The organism is Streptomyces sp. NPDC001492, from assembly GCF_053597275.1.
The window spans coordinates 41,054-56,368 of sequence record NZ_JBSFHW010000041.1; the positions used below are offsets into that span (position 1 = coordinate 41,054).

The 15,315-nt window shown below is 71.3% G+C and carries 14 protein-coding genes and 1 tRNA gene; 2 read left to right on the plus strand and 13 right to left on the minus strand.

The window, feature by feature from the left end; translation table 11 throughout:
* The 3 genes from ACWC1K_RS38170 to ACWC1K_RS38180 all read right to left on the minus strand — a co-directional run.
* Positions 1 to 1,917, minus strand: a 1,917-nt coding sequence (locus ACWC1K_RS38170) for a DEAD/DEAH box helicase (RefSeq protein ID WP_450837507.1), incomplete at its 3' end; no start/stop codon positions are given.
* Positions 1,918 to 2,134: 217 nt separating this feature from the next.
* Positions 2,135 to 2,653 carry a hypothetical protein gene (locus tag ACWC1K_RS38175; RefSeq protein ID WP_450837508.1) on the minus strand — a complete coding sequence of 173 codons (519 nt, stop codon included), beginning with the start codon at positions 2,651 to 2,653 and terminating at the stop codon, positions 2,135 to 2,137.
* 76 nt (positions 2,654 to 2,729) lie between these two features.
* Positions 2,730 to 3,080: a metallopeptidase family protein gene (locus ACWC1K_RS38180; protein WP_013002436.1), complete on the minus strand. Its 351-nt coding sequence runs from the start codon at positions 3,078 to 3,080 to the stop codon at positions 2,730 to 2,732.
* Positions 3,081 to 3,165: 85 nt separating this feature from the next.
* On the opposite strand from ACWC1K_RS38180, the gene ACWC1K_RS38185 reads away from it, so the two are divergent.
* Both ACWC1K_RS38185 and ACWC1K_RS38190 read left to right on the plus strand, forming a co-directional pair.
* Positions 3,166 to 4,728 carry a metallophosphoesterase family protein gene (locus ACWC1K_RS38185; RefSeq protein ID WP_450837509.1) on the plus strand — a complete coding sequence of 521 codons (1,563 nt, stop codon included), beginning with the start codon at positions 3,166 to 3,168 and terminating at the stop codon, positions 4,726 to 4,728.
* Positions 4,729 to 4,808: 80 nt separating this feature from the next.
* A tRNA-Glu gene (locus ACWC1K_RS38190) sits at positions 4,809 to 4,881 on the plus strand.
* Between the two features lie 71 nt (positions 4,882 to 4,952).
* Here the strand turns inward: ACWC1K_RS38190 and ACWC1K_RS38195 are convergent.
* From ACWC1K_RS38195 to ACWC1K_RS38240, 10 genes are all read right to left on the minus strand, one after another.
* Positions 4,953 to 6,752 (minus strand): ABC transporter ATP-binding protein, encoded by a 1,800-nt coding sequence (locus tag ACWC1K_RS38195; RefSeq protein WP_450837568.1) that lies wholly within the window; start codon positions 6,750 to 6,752, stop codon positions 4,953 to 4,955.
* A gap of 249 nt (positions 6,753 to 7,001) precedes the next feature.
* A complete protein-coding gene (locus tag ACWC1K_RS38200) occupies positions 7,002 to 7,754 on the minus strand; it encodes an aldo/keto reductase (RefSeq protein ID WP_450837511.1) in 753 nt (250 codons plus the stop codon).
* A 44-nt stretch (positions 7,755 to 7,798) separates the two neighbouring features.
* Positions 7,799 to 8,488 carry a hypothetical protein gene (locus ACWC1K_RS38205; protein ID WP_450837512.1) on the minus strand — a complete coding sequence of 230 codons (690 nt, stop codon included), beginning with the start codon at positions 8,486 to 8,488 and terminating at the stop codon, positions 7,799 to 7,801.
* Positions 8,485 to 9,858, minus strand: coding sequence for a flavin-containing monooxygenase (locus tag ACWC1K_RS38210; protein ID WP_450837513.1), 1,374 nt, complete (start codon positions 9,856 to 9,858; stop codon positions 8,485 to 8,487). Before ACWC1K_RS38210 ends, ACWC1K_RS38205 begins: the two co-directional genes overlap by 4 nt.
* Positions 9,855 to 10,580 carry a hypothetical protein gene (locus ACWC1K_RS38215; protein ID WP_450837514.1) on the minus strand — a complete coding sequence of 242 codons (726 nt, stop codon included), beginning with the start codon at positions 10,578 to 10,580 and terminating at the stop codon, positions 9,855 to 9,857. Before ACWC1K_RS38215 ends, ACWC1K_RS38210 begins: the two co-directional genes overlap by 4 nt.
* A gap of 58 nt (positions 10,581 to 10,638) precedes the next feature.
* Positions 10,639 to 11,184 (minus strand): NUDIX hydrolase, encoded by a 546-nt coding sequence (locus ACWC1K_RS38220; protein WP_450837516.1) that lies wholly within the window; start codon positions 11,182 to 11,184, stop codon positions 10,639 to 10,641.
* 2 nt (positions 11,185 to 11,186) lie between these two features.
* Entirely contained in the window at positions 11,187 to 12,260 is a 1,074-nt protein-coding gene (locus tag ACWC1K_RS38225) for a pyruvate kinase (RefSeq protein WP_450837517.1), read from the minus strand.
* A 13-nt stretch (positions 12,261 to 12,273) separates the two neighbouring features.
* Entirely contained in the window at positions 12,274 to 13,332 is a 1,059-nt protein-coding gene (locus tag ACWC1K_RS38230) for a pyruvate kinase (protein ID WP_450837518.1), read from the minus strand.
* A 21-nt stretch (positions 13,333 to 13,353) separates the two neighbouring features.
* Entirely contained in the window at positions 13,354 to 14,997 is a 1,644-nt protein-coding gene (locus ACWC1K_RS38235; protein WP_450837520.1) for a carbamoyltransferase N-terminal domain-containing protein, read from the minus strand.
* Between the two features lie 24 nt (positions 14,998 to 15,021).
* Positions 15,022 to 15,300 (minus strand): hypothetical protein, encoded by a 279-nt coding sequence (locus tag ACWC1K_RS38240; RefSeq protein ID WP_390695170.1) that lies wholly within the window; start codon positions 15,298 to 15,300, stop codon positions 15,022 to 15,024.
* Positions 15,301 to 15,315 lie beyond the last annotated feature (15 nt).

Consider the following 15,315-nt stretch of genomic DNA (forward strand, 5'->3'; position numbering starts at 1 on the left):
GCGGCGGAACCCGCCACGGTCGTTGTCCCGACGCTCGAACCCACGCCCACCACGGTCGTCACGACGCTCGAAGGTACGGCCACCACGGTCGTCCCGGCGCTCGTCGCGGCGGAACCCGCCACGGTCGTTGTCCCGACGCTCGAACCCACGCCCACCACGGTCGTCACGACGCTCGAAGGTACGGCCACCACGGTCGTCCCGACGGTCGTCGCGGCGGAACCCGCCACGGTCGTTGTCCCGGCGCTCGAACCCACGGTCACGGTCGCGGTTGAACCCGCCCCGGTCGCCCCGGTCGTTGTCCCGGCGCTCGAAGGTACGGCCACCGCGGTCGTCCCGGCGGTCGTCCCGGCGGAAGCCGCCACGGTCGTTGTCCCGGCGCTCACGACGCTCGTACGACGACGGCGCCTGCGCCCGGTCCACGTCCTGCGCGGCGGGCTGCTCGGGCACCGACACCTCGGCCGCCTCGACGGCAGCCTCGGCCACCGCCGCCTGCGCCTCGGCCACCGCGGCCTCGGGGTCCTCGCCGCGCTCGCGGGCGACCCTCGCCACCAGGCGGTCGGCCTCCTCGCGCAGCTCGGTCGCGCGGCGCTGCGCCCGCTCCAGCTGCTTGGTGAGGTGCGCGACCTCACGCTCGGCCTGCTGGGCGGCGTTGCCCGCGGCCTCGGCCTGGACCTCGGTCATCGAGCGGGCGCCGGTGATCTCGGCGACCTCGGGCTCGAAGGCCGTACCGGAGTTGATGATGTGACGCCCGGCGTCGACGCCCGCGTCCTCCATCAGCCGGAAGATCTGGCGGCGCTGGTGCGGCAGCGACAGGGAGACGACCGTGCCGGTGCGGCCCGCGCGAGCGGTGCGGCCGGCGCGGTGCAGGTAGTCCTTGTGGTCACCGGCGGGGTCGACGTTCAGGACGAGGTCGATGCCGTCGACGTGGATGCCGCGGGCGGCGACGTCGGTGGCGACGAGCGCGTTGACGTAACCGTCCTTGAAGTCGGCCAGCGTGCGGGTGCGCGCGCCCTGGGTCATGCCGCCGTGCAGGGCGTCGGCCTTCACCCCGGCCTCGCGCAGCTGCTCGGCGATGCGGTCCGCGCCCAGCTGGGTGCGGACGAAGATGATGGTGCGGCCCTTGCGGGAGGCGATGGCCGCGGTGACCGGCGCCTTGTCCTTGGGCTTCACGATCAGGATGTGGTGCGACATGGTCGTGACGTTGCCCTGGGCGCTGTCGACCTCGTGCGTGACCGGCTCGCTCAGGTAGCGCTTGACCAGGGTGGAGATCTCGTTCTCCATCGTGGCCGAGAACAGCATCCGCTGGCCGCCGGCCGGGACCTGGTCGAGCAGCTCGGTGACCTCGGGCAGGAAGCCCAGGTCGGACATCTGGTCGGCCTCGTCGAGGACGGCGACCTCGACGTTCTCCAGGGAGCAGGCGCCGCGGTTGATGATGTCGCGCAGTCGGCCCGGGGTGGCGACGAGGATGTCGACGCCGCGCTCCAGGGCGTAGATCTGGTTGCCCATCGACGTACCGCCGCAGACGACCTTCATCTTGAGGCCGAGGACGTCGCCGTAGGGCTGGAGGGCGTCCGCGACCTGCATCGCGAGCTCACGGGTCGGGGTGAGGATGACGGCGCGCGGCTTGTGCTTCTCGGTGCGGCCGCCGGCGAGACGCGCCAGGGTCGGCAGACCGAAGGAGAGGGTCTTGCCGGAGCCGGTGCGGCCACGGCCGAGGATGTCCTTGCCGGCCAGGGCGTCCGGGATGGTCGCGGCCTGGATCGGGAAGGGGGTGGTCACGCCGTTCTGGGCGAGCTTGCGCACCACGCCCTCGGGGAGGCCGAGGTCCGCGAAGGTGACTTCGGCAGCGGCCTCGGTGACGTCCTCGGTGCCCTCGTTCTCGGGCACGACGACGTGATCAGTACTGGAAATGGACATGCGTAAGCGAAACCTTCCGGAGTCTCGTCGGCACGCGCCCGTCAACTCCGTGATTTCGCAATACGACCGCCTCTATGCGGTCAGCCACGGCAAGGGAGAGAACGCGCCACGCGGCGCTCTCTGCAATGGCGCCGGGCAATGGGATCAAACGATCTACCACCATACGCACCCTGCCCACCCCAAGGCAAACCGAGTCCCCGAGACGCTCGTCACGTCCCTAGGCGGGCGACCCCGCCGTCGGCGCCGGCTCCCGTTCCTCCAGCTGCGGCGAGGTCTCCTCGTGCGCCGACGAGGACGGCTCGGCGACCGTCGGCTCCGGTGAGGCGGGGGTCGGCTGCTCGGTCGGCGTCGGCTGCGGCTCGGCCGTGTGCGTCGGAGTCGGCGAGGCGACCGTCGGCGCGGGGACCCCGGGCTTCTCGCTCTTGCCGGGTTTGCCCGCCGGAGGCGCGGACCGGCCGTCCCCCGCGGACGGCGAGGCCGAGGGGGAGGCCGACTCCCCGTCCTTGCCCTTCTCCCGCTTGCCGCCCTTGTGCTTGCCGTCGGCGACGCCCGCACCGACGCCCCTGCCGGACAGGCCCGACCCGCCGTCGGGCGCCTCACCGCCCCGCTGCCCCGCGGAGTGCGACGGCTTCGCGCTGCCGCCTCCCCCGTCCTCGCCCACACTCATGCAGCCGGCGGCAGCGGCGACGGCCATGACCGTGGCGGCCAGACGGACGGGTACGTACAAGCGGCGCACGGGAAGCCACCTCCGAGGCGGGGAAAGGAGTCAACCTGCCCAACTCCCGCCGCCCACAAGAGGACACGCGCCCCGCTCACCCGTATCCCAGGGCGTGCAGCCGGGCGTCGTCGATCCCGAAGTGGTGCGCGATCTCGTGCACCACGGTCACCTCGGTCTCCGCGACGACGTCCTCCCGCGACGCGCACATCCTGAGCGTCGGCCCCCGGTAGATCGTGATGCGGTCCGGCAGCACCCCGGCGTACCACTCACCCCGGTCCGTCAGCGGAGTGCCCTCGTAGAGCCCGAGCAGCTCGGGATCGTCCGCCGGCGGCTCGTCCTCCACGAACACCGCGACGTTGTCCATCAGCCGCGTCAGCTCCGGCGGGATCCGGTCGAGCGCCTCGGCGACCAGTTCCTCGAACTCCTCGCGCGTCATCTCCAGCACAGGCCCATTGTCGGCCACGGCCCGTCCGTACGAGAGTCATGAACCCACCCGCATATCCATGCCCGCACTTGGGCATACGGGACCAATGGCCCGCGTCCCCGCCATCGCCGCCACCGTCCTGAACCGGGTGCGCAAGTCCCCGCGCACCCTCGCCCGCCACTACCGCGCCCGCCGTCCCCAGCCGACGCTCGAGCTGGTCCGGCAGCCGCACCCCTGGCCCCGCGCCCTGGGCCTGGCAGCCGTGGTCCTGCTCGGCGCCTGGCTGGGGCTGCTGATCGTCGGAAACGTACGGGTCCCGGTCGGCCCCATGGACACGACGATGACCCTGCGCCCCTCCCTCAGCGGCGGCACGAAGATCAATGTCTCGCCGCTCGGCGCCCTGCACCTGAACAGCCACCACGCGCCGCTCCGCCTGGACGTGAACGTCGACCAGCTCGACCCGGTCCGCGCCCAGGCCCTGGTGGACCACCCCGAACGCCTCACCGGCCTCCAGGACGAGGTCGCCCACGACGTCGAGCACGGCACCCTCGACGTGGCCCTGCGCTCCTGCGTCGCCGTCGTCTCGGGAGCCACGGCCCTGGGCCTCGCGGTCTACCGCCGCCCCCGCCGCGCCCTCGCCGCCGGCGGCACGGCCCTGGCCCTCCTCATGGCCTGCGGAGCCTCGGTGTACGCGACCTGGAACCCCGAGTCCGTCCTCGAACCGAAGTACTCGGGACTCCTCTCCTCCGCACCCTCGCTGGTCGGAAACGCCCGCAACATCGTCACCGAATTCGACGTCTACCAGAAGGAGCTGGCCCGCCTGGTGACCAATGTGACGAAGCTCTACGACGTCACGTCCACGCTCCCCGCCTACCAGCCGGACCCGACCACCGTCCGTGTCCTGCACGTCTCGGACATCCACCTCAACCCCGCGAGCTGGAAGATCATCGCGTCGCTGGTGGACCAGTACAAGGTCAACGTGATCGTCGACACGGGCGACACGATGGACCACGGCTCGGCGGCGGAGAACGGGTTCCTCGACCCGATCGCCGACCTGGGAGCGCCGTACGTCTGGGTCCGCGGCAACCACGACTCGGGCATCACGCAGCGCTATCTGCAGCGCATGAAGAACGTCCACGTACTGGACGGCGGACGGGCTCAGACGGTCGGGGGCCTGCGTTTCGCGGGCATGGGCGATCCGCAGTTCACCCCCGACCGCTCGAAGGTCCTCGGAGCCGCCCCGTCGGAGGAACTGGCCGGCGACCGTCTGGCGACCGCCCTGAGCGACCAGAGGAGCGCGGGGACCCCCGTCGACGTGGCCATGGTCCACGAGCCGTCGGCGGCCCGCGAGGTCGACGGCGAGGTGCCGCTGGTCCTGTGCGGCCACCTCCACCACGAGGGCGACGAGATCCTCCCGCGCGGCACCCGGCTGCGCATGGAGGGCTCGACGGGCGGCAGCGGCCTGCGCGCCCTGGAACACAAGTACCCGGCCCCGATCGAGGCCTCGATCCTCTACTTCGACCGCGACACCCGCCGCCTCCAGGCCTGGGACGCCATCAAACTGGGCGGTCTGGGCGAGACGACGGCGGAGGTCACCCGCCACCTGTCCCAGGAGAACAAGCCGGGAGCCGGCCCGACCTCACCGACCCCTGCCACCTCGGCCCCGTAAACCGTTTTGGCGATACCTCCCGCCATCCCATATGCTTCTCACGTCCCCGACGCGCCGCGAGGCGCCCAGGCGGGCCGATAGCCCTCATCGTCTAGCGGCCTAGGACGCCGCCCTTTCAAGGCGGTAGCACGGGTTCGAATCCCGTTGGGGGCACCGATTTTTCTGCGTGGTAGCAGGTCAGGGCGGATTTTCATCCGCCCTTTTCCTTTTTCCCGCTGCTGTCCCTAGCGCAGTGCCGACGACGTCTCGGCGGGTGCCGTGGCCAGGAACTGGGTCGCGGCCAGTTCCGCGTACAGCGGGTCGTCGGAGACGAGTTCCGCGTGGGTGCCCACCGCTCGGACCCGGCCCGCGTCCATCACCACGATGCGGTCGGCCATGGTCACCGTGGACAGGCGGTGCGCCACCACCAGGACCGTCACGTCCCGGGACACCTCGGCGACCACGTCACGCAGCGCCAGTTCGTTGACCGCGTCCAGCTGCGAGGTCGCCTCGTCGAGCAGCAGCAGCCGGGGCCTGCGCAGCAGCGCCCGGGCGATCGCCACCCGCTGCCGCTCCCCGCCGGACAGCTTCGAGCCGCGGTGGCCGACGAGGGTTTCCAGTCCCTCGGGCAGCCCCGCCACGAGAGGTTCGAGCCGTGCGCGGACGACGACCTCACGGAGCTCCTCCTCGGTTGCGTCCGGCGCCGCGAAGAGGAGGTTCTCGCGCAGGGTGCCCGACAGCACGGGTGCGTCCTGCTCCACATATCCGATGGCGGCGCGCAGTTCGGCGAGCGGCCACTCGCGCACGTCCCGGCCGTCCACGAGGACACGGCCACCGCTGACCTCGTAGAACCGCTCGATCAGGCCGAACACCGTGGTCTTGCCCGCCCCCGAGGGCCCCACGAAGGCCGTCATGCCGGGTCCGGGCACCTCGAAGGTCACGCCGTGGTGGACGTGGGGCAGATCGTCGCCGTAGCGGAAGGCCACGTCCTCGAAGGCCACCGTCGCGGGGGTCGTGCCCGGGCGGCCGGCCGGCTCCCGCTCGCCGTCGGCGCCCTCGGTGTTCTCGGTGTTCTCGGTGTTCTCGGTGTTCTCGGTGTTCTCGGTGTTCTCGGTGTCCTCGGTCTCCAGCAGCTCGGCCCGGGTGATGCGGGCGATCGCCGCGGCGCCGACCTGGTACTGCTGGACCGCCTCGACGAGCCTGCCGATCGGGTCGAACAGGTAGAAGAGGAACAGCAGAAAGGCCACCAGCGTGGAGACCGGGATCGCGCCCGAGGCGACCCGCGCCCCGCCGATGCCGAGCACCGCCAGGAACGAGACCTGCACCGAGAGACCGATCGAACTCCACGTCAGCGCCTGCCACTTGGCCGACTTCACGCCGTTGCGCCAGGCCTCACGGGCCGCCTCGTCGAGCACAGCCGTCTCGCGCGCCTCCGCGCCCGAGGCCTTGACGGTGCGATAGGCGCCGAAGGCCCGCTCCAGCGCGGTGGACATGACGCCGACCGCCTCCTGCGAGCGTTCCGTGGCCTGTGAGATCTTCGGCATGACCAGGGCCATGGCGATACCGACGAGCACGATGACGCCGAGCGTGACGCCGAGCAGTACCGGATCCATCACGCCCATCAGCACGATGGTCGCGAGGAAGGTCAGACCGCCGGTGAACGCGGAGACCACCGCCTGGGTCGTCACCGCCTTCAGCAGGGTGGTGTCCGAGGTGATCCGGGACATCAGGTCACCCGGCTGGGTGCGCTCCACCTCCGACAGGCGCAGCCGCAGCAGCCGCCCGACCAGGGTGCGCCGGGCCGCGAGCACGACGGACTCGGCGGTGCGCTCCAGCACGTAGGCGCCCATGGACTGCATCGCGGAGCCGAGCAGCACCAGTGCGGTGAGCAGGATCAGCATCCCGGCGATGGAGTCGTCGCCGCCGAGCCGGTCCACTAGCGCCTTGGCCGCCAGTGGCTGGAGGAGGCCGGACACCGAGCCCAGCAGCGTGAGAAGGCCGGCCAGGGCGATGGCGCCGCGGTGCGGCCGGAAGTACCGGTACAGCGCTCGCCGGGTCTCCCCCGCGGGAAGCCGCTCGGCCTTCGCCGCCTGCGCCGCCCGCCTCGCCTCTTCGTACTTCGCGTACTTGGCGTTCTTGGCGTCCTCGGCGTCGCCGCGCGCCGTGTTCTTCTCCGGTTTCGCTGTGGTCGTCACGACATCGAATGAAGCACTGAAAACAGCGGGGAGGGGGCTGATGAACAGATAACCGACAGATCCCTTTCCGCTTCGGGGAGTTGGGGACCCGGCCGGCCGTCAGGCGTGGTGACCGGCCACCTGTACGGCCTCCACCAGCTGCCGGAGGTGGTCGACACGGGTCGTGCCGGGGATGACGGCGACATGGGGGCCGAGGTTCAGCAGCCGGCCGAGGACGGGGCCCGGTCCCCCGCCGACGAGCCGGCCCTTGCCCAGCGGGCGGTAGGCGACGTAGGGGATGCCCAGGCTGCGACAGTGGTCCAGGGCCGGATCGTGGCTCTGCGCGGTGTTCATCGGGTTCTGGACCGCGGCGATCGGGGTGAGAGCGCGTGCCCCGTCGATCTCGTCGACCGTGACGCGGGACAGACCGATGCCGGCGATCTTCCCCTCGTCCCGCAGGTCGGCGAGGGTGCCCAGCTGGTCGGGGAGGGGCACTGCTGCGTCCAGCCGGTGCAGGTAGCACAGGGACAGGCGCTCGCACCCCAGTCGGCGCAGTGACGCCTCGACGGCATGGCGCAGGTATGCCGGACGGCCCAGTGGCTCGTACACGCCGGGGCCGGGACGGACCAGTCCGACCTTCGTGGCCACGATCAGTTCGTCCCCGTACGGGTGCAGGGCCCGGCGGATCAGCTCTTCGACGGTGTGGGGGCCGTACGCGTCGGCGGTGTCGATGTGCGTCACGCCGTGCTCGCCGACGGCCGTGCGCAGGAGCCGGACGGCCGCGGCGGGGTTCGGGGGCCCTCCCCAGTTGCCCGGACCGGTCAGCCCCATCGTGCCCAGGCCGAGGCGGGAGACGGTCCTGCCGGCCAGCACGAGCGATCCACCGGGCGGGCCGTGTCGTGGCGCGTCCTGGGAGATCATCCGGCCGTGTCGTCCCGTGCGTGGAAGAGGCCGAGGAGCAGTGCGGCGATCTCGTCCTGGGAGAGCTCGTCGGTGGTCAGAACGATCCAGGACGGGTCGTCGGCGATCCGCTCGATGCAGAACGCGTCGAGCGCCGCGAGGCCTTGCGGGTTGGCCCGCAGATAGGAGTTCAGCCCGTGGGCATCGCCCTTTCGCCGGCCGGCCCGGCGTTCCCGTTCGGCCGGGGAGCAGGTCAGGTACGCCTGGACGGTGAACCGCGGCGCGCAGGTGGCCACCCATGCGTCGCTGAGGTAGCCCTCGCCGGGGTTGAAGTACTGGTTGTTGCAGTACTGCGTGAACCAGTGCCGGTCCTGTACGAGGGCCGGGCCGGCCGCCCCCGCCGTGTAGACGGAGTCCGTGGCGAGTTCGCTGTCGATGACCATCTGGGCGGACTTCATGACGTTGAACGGGCGAAGCAGGTCCGGATCGGGAAAGGGGCGGCCGGCGCTCTTGCCGACGGACGACTTCGCCCGCGCCTGAAGGGTCTGCGTGCCGTCGGTGTCGCAGACGTAGCAGTGGCGCGAGTGGACCTCGGTGCCCCGGGCCCGCAGCAGTGTGGTGAGCCGGGCCGCCGTCGTCGTCTTGCCGGCGAAGTTGAGCCCTTCGAGGAGCACGCCCCTCAGCGTCGTCTGGCGCGAACTGTTCATCGTGCTCCTCGGACCTTCTCTCCTCGGGCTTTCCCGGCGGCTGCGACCAGGTCCCGGCGCAGCCGTCGCAGAACCCTGGCGTAACGGGCGTGTTCGACCCGCAGTGACGCGTGGGGGCCGGGCGTTCCCGGCGGTTGGTAGCCGCGGGCCGCGTGGCCGGCCACCAGGGCGCGGGCGCGCTCGGCGGCGGCCCCGCCCTCCTGCGTGGCACGGATGTAGGCGGCCACCGTGGCGGCCTGGTCGTCGAAGAGCCACCAGGCACCGCTGTCGGGCTGGATCATGCCGACGACGAAGAGGCCGTCGTGAACGGGGTGGAAGAGGTGCAGGGCCAGGTTCGGATACCGGCCGGAGCCCTTCAGGGGCAGGTCGTCGGGCGACAGGAAGGGCAGGGAGGCGTTGAAGCCCGTGGCGTGGACGATGACGTCGACCTTCTCCTCGGAGCCGTCCGTGAAGCGGACCCGGTCACCGCGGAGTTCCGCCACGTCGGGCTTGGACACGACGGACCCGTGGGCGACGTGGTGCACCAGTTCCGAGTTGAGGATGAGCCGACCGTCCATGATGCGCGCGGACGGCCGCGGCAGCCCGAATCTGGAGGGGTTGCCGAAGACGCACCAGATCGCGATCCGCCGGATCCACCGGTGGACGAAGCGCGGGGCCCGGGCGCGTACGAACCACTCCATGACCTCGTCCATCGGCCGCCCCAGGAAGTACTTGGGCAGGTAGTGGCAGCCCTGCCGGACCGAGTTCAGGGTGCGGGCGGCGACACGTGACGACTCCACCGCTATGTCGGTCCCGGAGTTTCCGGTTCCGACGATCAGCACGCGTTTGCCCTGGAGCACGGCGGGGGTCCGGTACTCGCTGGAGTGCAGGACCCGGCCGTCGAAGCGGCCGGGAAACCGGGCCGGCTTCGGGTCCCAGTGGTGTCCGGACGCGACGACGACACCCCGGTAGAGGCAGGTGCGGCCGTCCTCGAACGTCACCGACCAGGCCTCGCCCTCCCGCCTGACCCGGCTCACCGCGTGTCCGTGACGGATGTGCTCCGGCAGGCCGTTGGCGTGCGCGTAGTCGGTGAGATAGGCGAGCGCCTCACGGTGCCCCAGGAAGTCCTGCGCGGCCGCCGGCATCGGGAATCCACGGAAGGCGCTGAGCCGCTTGGAGGAGATCATGCAGGTGGACCGGTACACCACGCCGCCCGGTTCGCCGTAGCGCCAGATCCCGCCCAGGCCGGCCTGGCGCTCCACGATCTCGAAGGGCAGGCCCGCGTCGCGGAAGTTCTTCGCGGTGGCCAGGCCGGCGGGGCCGGCCCCGATGATGCACCAGCGGTCCGTGCGGTCGTCGTCGCCGCCCGGCCCGGTCAGCGGCGACCTCACCCCGTCGACCGCCGATCCGCCCCGGCCCCGGCCGCCACCGGCTCCGCGGGGCGGGCGCCCGGACGGGCGTCGAACCGCCGCACGACCGCGTCGGTCAGCTCCTGCGGCGAGAGCCGGTCGGACCGCAGCACCAGCCAGTGGGGACTGCCCTCGACGAGCCCGGCGGTGAACCGGTCGAGACCGGCGACTTCGTCGAGGTGCCGCCGCAGGAACGCGTTGAGCGGGTGCTTGGCACGGGCGCCGTCGCGTGTCGCGGCCCGACGGCGCCGGGTCTCGGCGTCGCAGGTCAGATAGACCTGCACGGTGAACCTCGGCACGCGGGAGGCGATCCATGCCTCGCTGAGATAGCCCTCGGCGGGCGTGAAGTACTGGTTGAAGGCGTACTGCGGAAGCCAGTAGCGGTCCTGTACGAGGATCTCGCCGGGGCCGGGTCCCAGCTCCCTGAACAGCTCGGTGTCCAGCACCAGTTGCGCCGAGCGCCGGCTGTTGAAACGGCGCCAGGTCCTCGGGTGGCGGAACTCGTGGTGCTCGGCGCCTTCGAAGACCGTCAGCGCCTCGTCCAGCAGCGACCGCACGAGCGGGTCCCCGGTCAGGGTTCCGTGCGAGGCGCGCACCGTCAGTCCGCGGCGCCGCAGGACGTCCGCGACGCCTCGTGCCAACGTGCTCTTGCCGCTGTACTCGTGACCCTCTATGAGAATGCCGGGCACGGGCGGTCTGTCCATGTCGTCTCGTCTTCTCCAGCGTGGATCTCGGATGGGTTCGTCCCGGACAGGGCCCCGCTCAGGCGCCCCGGGGGGACTCGCGCAGCTCACGGGCGAGGTCGCGGGCCGTTGCCGCCAGGACCTCGTGGTCGAGTGGGAACATCGGGCAGGGCGGCATGTCCGCGATGGCGAACCAGGCCGCGGGCTGTCCGACCTCCGGGGCCAGGGGTGCCGCGGGGTCGGCCACGAAGGCGTAGGCCAGCCCGTAGACCCGTTCGGGGCGCTCCCGGTTGCCGAGCACCGCCACCGGATCGGGCAGCAGCGGGCGCGGGTCGGTTCCGGTCTCCTCCGCCACCTCGCGGCGGGCGCCGTCCGGCGGTGACTCCCCCGCCTCCAGGCGTCCGCCCGGGCTCAGCCAGCCGAACCGGGGGTGGTCGACGAGAAGCGTCTGCCGGAAGTCGTGGGAGAAGACCCAGCCGGCGACGATCACGTCGCGGTCGGGTCCCGGACCGCCGCTCGCGGCACATGCCAGCAGGCCGCGGGCGCCGTACGGGTCACGCTGCGCGGACATGGCCGCGGCGGCCAGGTGCGGGACCACCTGGGGCAGTCGGATGTGGCGGCCCACGGTCACTCTCCTTGAGCGTGCGCGGCGGCCGCGCGGGCGGGGAAGAGCGGCGGGACGTCGCCGGCTCCGGTGTACCGCTCGCGCAGGTCGCGCAGCAGCTCGACGGTGCGCACCGGGGCCGTCCCGGCGGCCGTCTCGTCGGCGAGCATCAGTCCGGCCGTGCCCGACCTCAGCAGCTCGCTGACGTAGGCGAGTTCGGACCGGTGCGGCAGCCAGCCGGCGGACAGGCTGGTCAGCAGCTGGGTGCCGACGATGAGGGGACACCCCGCCTCGGCCGTGCCCGTACGTACGCTCTCGCAGAGGTCGAAGAACTCGAGCGGGCCGGAGTCGAGCAGCAGGTCCCCCCGGCCCAGCAGGACCGCGTCGGCGCACTCGGCGATCTCCCGCACGGCGGCCGCCCCGGCTCGCGTCTCCACCTTGGCGATCAACGGCGGGACGTCGTGGCCGGCGGCGGAGGCCGCCATGATGTCCCGGGCCTCGCGCACGTCGTCCGCCGACTCGACGAAGGAGATGATCACAGCGCTGAAGACCGATCCGGGGAGCGTCGCCAGCGCGGCCCGGTCCTTGTCGGTGAGCCCGGACGCCGGGACGCTCCCGCCCGGCAGGGCCACCCCCCGGCGTTTGCCGAGGAACCCGTCGGTCAGGGGGATGGTGACGCAGTGGTCCGCTTCGACCCGCTCCACCCGGAGGGCGTCCTCGCCGTCGCCGATGAGGATGACGTCCCCGGGGCCGACCCGCCCGGAGATGTCCGTTCCGGTGAGCCCGAGGACGGGCACCTCTCGGTGGACGTCGGAGGGCACGGGTGCGAAGTGCACCCGTACCCGCGAGATCCCCTTCAGGGAGAACTGGTCGTCGTTGGTGAAGCGGGTCTTGGCGCCCGGCAGGTCGAGCAGCAGGTCGGGGGCCCGGCCGAGGCCGGCGGCGACCGAGGACACGTCGGCCGCCAGCTCGGCCAGGGAGGCGACCGACGCCTTCGACGCCGGGAACCGGAAGGAGTCCGCCCCCGCTTTGACGACCTGTTCGAGGATCAGGCGGTCCTGGGTGGCGGGACCGAGGGTGACGACGATTCTGGACATGGGGCCTTCCTGCTCACTGGGGAATACGGCTCGGGAACAGCGGTGCCGGCGCGGCGCCCGACCCGTACCGCTCGATCAGGGCGGTGACGAGTTCGACGGTGCGCAGCGGCGCACTGCCCACCGTGGTCTCGGTCGCCAGCAGCAGACCGTCCACCTCCTTCTCGACCAGGTGCGAGAGGTAGGCCAGTTCGGACCGGTTGGGCAGCCAGCCGTCGGACAGGCTCGGGATGAGCTGGGTGCCGACGATGATCGGACGCCCGGCCTTCTGGGTCTCCTTCATGACCTTCTTGCCGAGGTCGTAGAAGTCCAGTTCGCCCGCGTCGAGCAGCAGGTCGCCGCGCCCCAGCAGCACACCGTCCGCCGCGCGCGCCACCTCGGCGGCCCGCTCGGCGCCGGCCCGGGTCTCGATCTTCGCGACGACCGCGGGGGCCGGACGGCCGTCGGCCGGTGCCTCTCCGACCAGGGAGCGCACCTCCTCCACCACGTCCGGGCCCTCGACGAAGGAGACGATGACCCCGGAGAAGACGCTGTCGGTGAGGCCCTTCAGCGCGGTGGTCTCGGCCTCGCCCAGCGCCTGGTACGCCTGGGGTTTGCCGTGCAGACTGATGCCCTTCTGCCGTCCCACGTCCCCTTCGGTGAGCGGGCGGGTCAGGCAGCCGTCGGCGGTGCAGGACTCGACGCGCAGCGCGTTCTCCCCGTCGCCCAGCACCAGGACGTCACCGGGCTCGATGTAGGGCGCGATCGCCATGCCGGTCGTGCCGATCTCCGGGACGGGCAGGTCCCGTCGGGCCGGTGCGGGACCGAACAGGACGCGCAGGCGTTCCACGCCGGCCAGCGGGAACCAGTCCTCGTTGGTCAGCCGGGTCTTGGCGCCCGGAAGGTCGAGGAGCAGGTCGAGGGGCCGGCCGAGGGCGGCCCCGGTCTCGGCCGCCCGCCTCGCCTGTGCGGCCAGTTCGTCCGCCGAGAACTTCGACGCCGAGAAACGCAGGGCCGACACTCCCCGGGCGACCGCGTCGTACAGGGTCTGCGGGGCGAGAAGGGCAGGGCCCATGGTGGCGATCAGACTCGTCATGTGTTCGTCCTTGCCGGGCCGTCAGTCGGCACGCGTGAAGAGTCGTCCCTCGGACCAGATGAGGCGGACACGGCCCCATTCCATGGCCGAACGGACGTCAGGGAAGAATCCGCAGCCCTTGAGGTTCGCGCTGGTGTTGCACAGCAGCGGGATTCCGCTCAGCTCGCGGTAGTGCGTGAGGAGCTCGTGGACGGCCTCGTTCTGGGAGCGGCTCACGGTCTGCAGGCGGGCGGTGCCGTCGAGGTGGCGCACCGCCGGGACGCGGTCCTTCCAGGAGTCGCGCACCGCGTGGTCGAACAGCATGTACGGGTCCGGGGTTCCCGGGGAGAAGATCTCAGGGGCGAACTCCTCCAGGCAGATCGGGGCGACGGGCCGGTAGAACTCGCGGTCCTTGACCTCGTTCAGCAGGTCCTTCATCTTCTCCGAGCCGGCGGGGGCGAGGATGCTGCGGTTGCCCAGCGCCCTCGGACCGATCTCGGCCCGTCCGTTGAGGAAGACCACCGGTTCGTCGTTCTCGTGCATCAGCCGGGCGAGGTCACGCAGGTCGCAGGTCTCCTCGCGCCAGCCGGGCAGCGGGGTGGAGTCCTTCAGGGCCGGACCCGAGTACACGTCCCAGTCGAGCGCGATCCGTTCGGTCCGGGTGAGCATGGCGGCGCAGGCGGTTCCGATGGCGCTGCCGGAGTCGTTGGGGAAGGGCGGCACCCACACGGTGTCGAAGACTCCGCTGTCCCGCAGGGCGCTGTTCCACTTGATGTTGAGTCCGCAGCCGCCGACGACGACGAGGTTGCGGTCGGGGAGGTCCGCCGCGGCGACCTTCTCCCGGACACCGTCGACCAGCCTCCGGCTCAGGGTGTGGTGGAGGGAGGCGAGCATGTCCGCCGGTTCCACTCCGGGCAGGGCCACGTTCTTCTTGATCCTCTTCAGGATCTCCACGCCGTTGCCCACCTGGTAGAACCGGTCGTCGTCCGGCCGGTCGCCCAGCACCTCGTGGAAGGCCGCGTCGATGGTCCGGTCGATGTGCTCGACGGCTTCCGGCCTGACCTCCCCCAGGGCGATGTAGGCCATGATCTTGCCCGCGAGACCGAGGATGTGCGGGTACTCGATCGGTTCGTCGAACGGCGGGAAGAGCTGTCCCAGTTGCAGGTAGGAGTCGCCGATCACCGGCATGAGCGGGCCGCAGCCGGTCACCCTCCGGCTCTGTCCGTCCACGTGGTAGAGGAAGGGGAACATCCAGCCGTCCCAGGCGAGGACGTAGGAACCCTGTCCCGCGCGGGCGAACGGACTGGCGCAGTAGCCGGACGCGACATGGCCGGCGTAGTGGGTGAAGCTCAGGTACGGCAGGTCCTGGACGGAGTTCGGGTAGGCGCGCAGCAGATCGTCGTCGAGCAGGCCGCGCCGGTAGGGGGCGAGGACCGCCTCGAACTCCTGGCCGTGCCATGACTGGATCTTGTGGGTCTTGTACCAGCCGTCCAGGACGAAGTGGTCGATGTCCTCGGGCCGGTAGCCGTGTTCTGCCAGCAGTTCGAAGACCGTGGAGAAGTCCTTGATCTTCGCGTAGCGCTGGTTGTTGCCGAGCTTCTCCATCTCCGTGGAGAAGACGAGGCGGCCGTCCTCCACGAGGGCGACGCCACCGTCGTGCGTCGTCTTGACGCCGCAGATCAGCATCGGTCGTCTCCTTCCGTTTCCTGGTCAGTCCTGCACACGGCGGGCTCGGAAGTCGATGACGAAACTCTCGACGTCCTCGTGGTCGCGGAGGATGTCCCGGGTGATCTCGATGCGTTCGGGAAACCGCGAGCGCACCCGCACCAGCGGCTGTTCGATGCGGTTGAGGCCGATGACCTTGTTGTCCGGTTCGATCTGGAAGATGAAGTCGTCGGCCCAGTCCAGGTGGGCGAAGAGCGGAATGTAACGCTCCATCCGTTCGACGGCCTCCTCGCGGCTGTAGCCGATGAACTCGATGGCGGGCATGGCGTCTCCTTGAGG

What these genes read in the sequence shown, in the direction of transcription:
- ACWC1K_RS38185 (WP_450837509.1), top strand. Translation starts at nt 3,166, where the DNA reads ATGGCCCGCGTCCCCGCCATCGCCGCCACCGTCCTGAACCGGGTGCGC.
- ACWC1K_RS38205 (WP_450837512.1), bottom strand. Translation starts at nt 8,488, where the DNA reads ATGAACAGTTCGCGCCAGACGACGCTGAGGGGCGTGCTCCTCGAAGGG.
- ACWC1K_RS38215 (WP_450837514.1), bottom strand. Translation starts at nt 10,580, where the DNA reads ATGGACAGACCGCCCGTGCCCGGCATTCTCATAGAGGGTCACGAGTAC.
- ACWC1K_RS38225 (WP_450837517.1), bottom strand. Translation starts at nt 12,260, where the DNA reads ATGTCCAGAATCGTCGTCACCCTCGGTCCCGCCACCCAGGACCGCCTG.
- ACWC1K_RS38230 (WP_450837518.1), bottom strand. Translation starts at nt 13,332, where the DNA reads ATGACGAGTCTGATCGCCACCATGGGCCCTGCCCTTCTCGCCCCGCAG.
- ACWC1K_RS38235 (WP_450837520.1), bottom strand. Translation starts at nt 14,997, where the DNA reads ATGCTGATCTGCGGCGTCAAGACGACGCACGACGGTGGCGTCGCCCTC.
- ACWC1K_RS38240 (WP_390695170.1), bottom strand. Translation starts at nt 15,300, where the DNA reads ATGCCCGCCATCGAGTTCATCGGCTACAGCCGCGAGGAGGCCGTCGAA.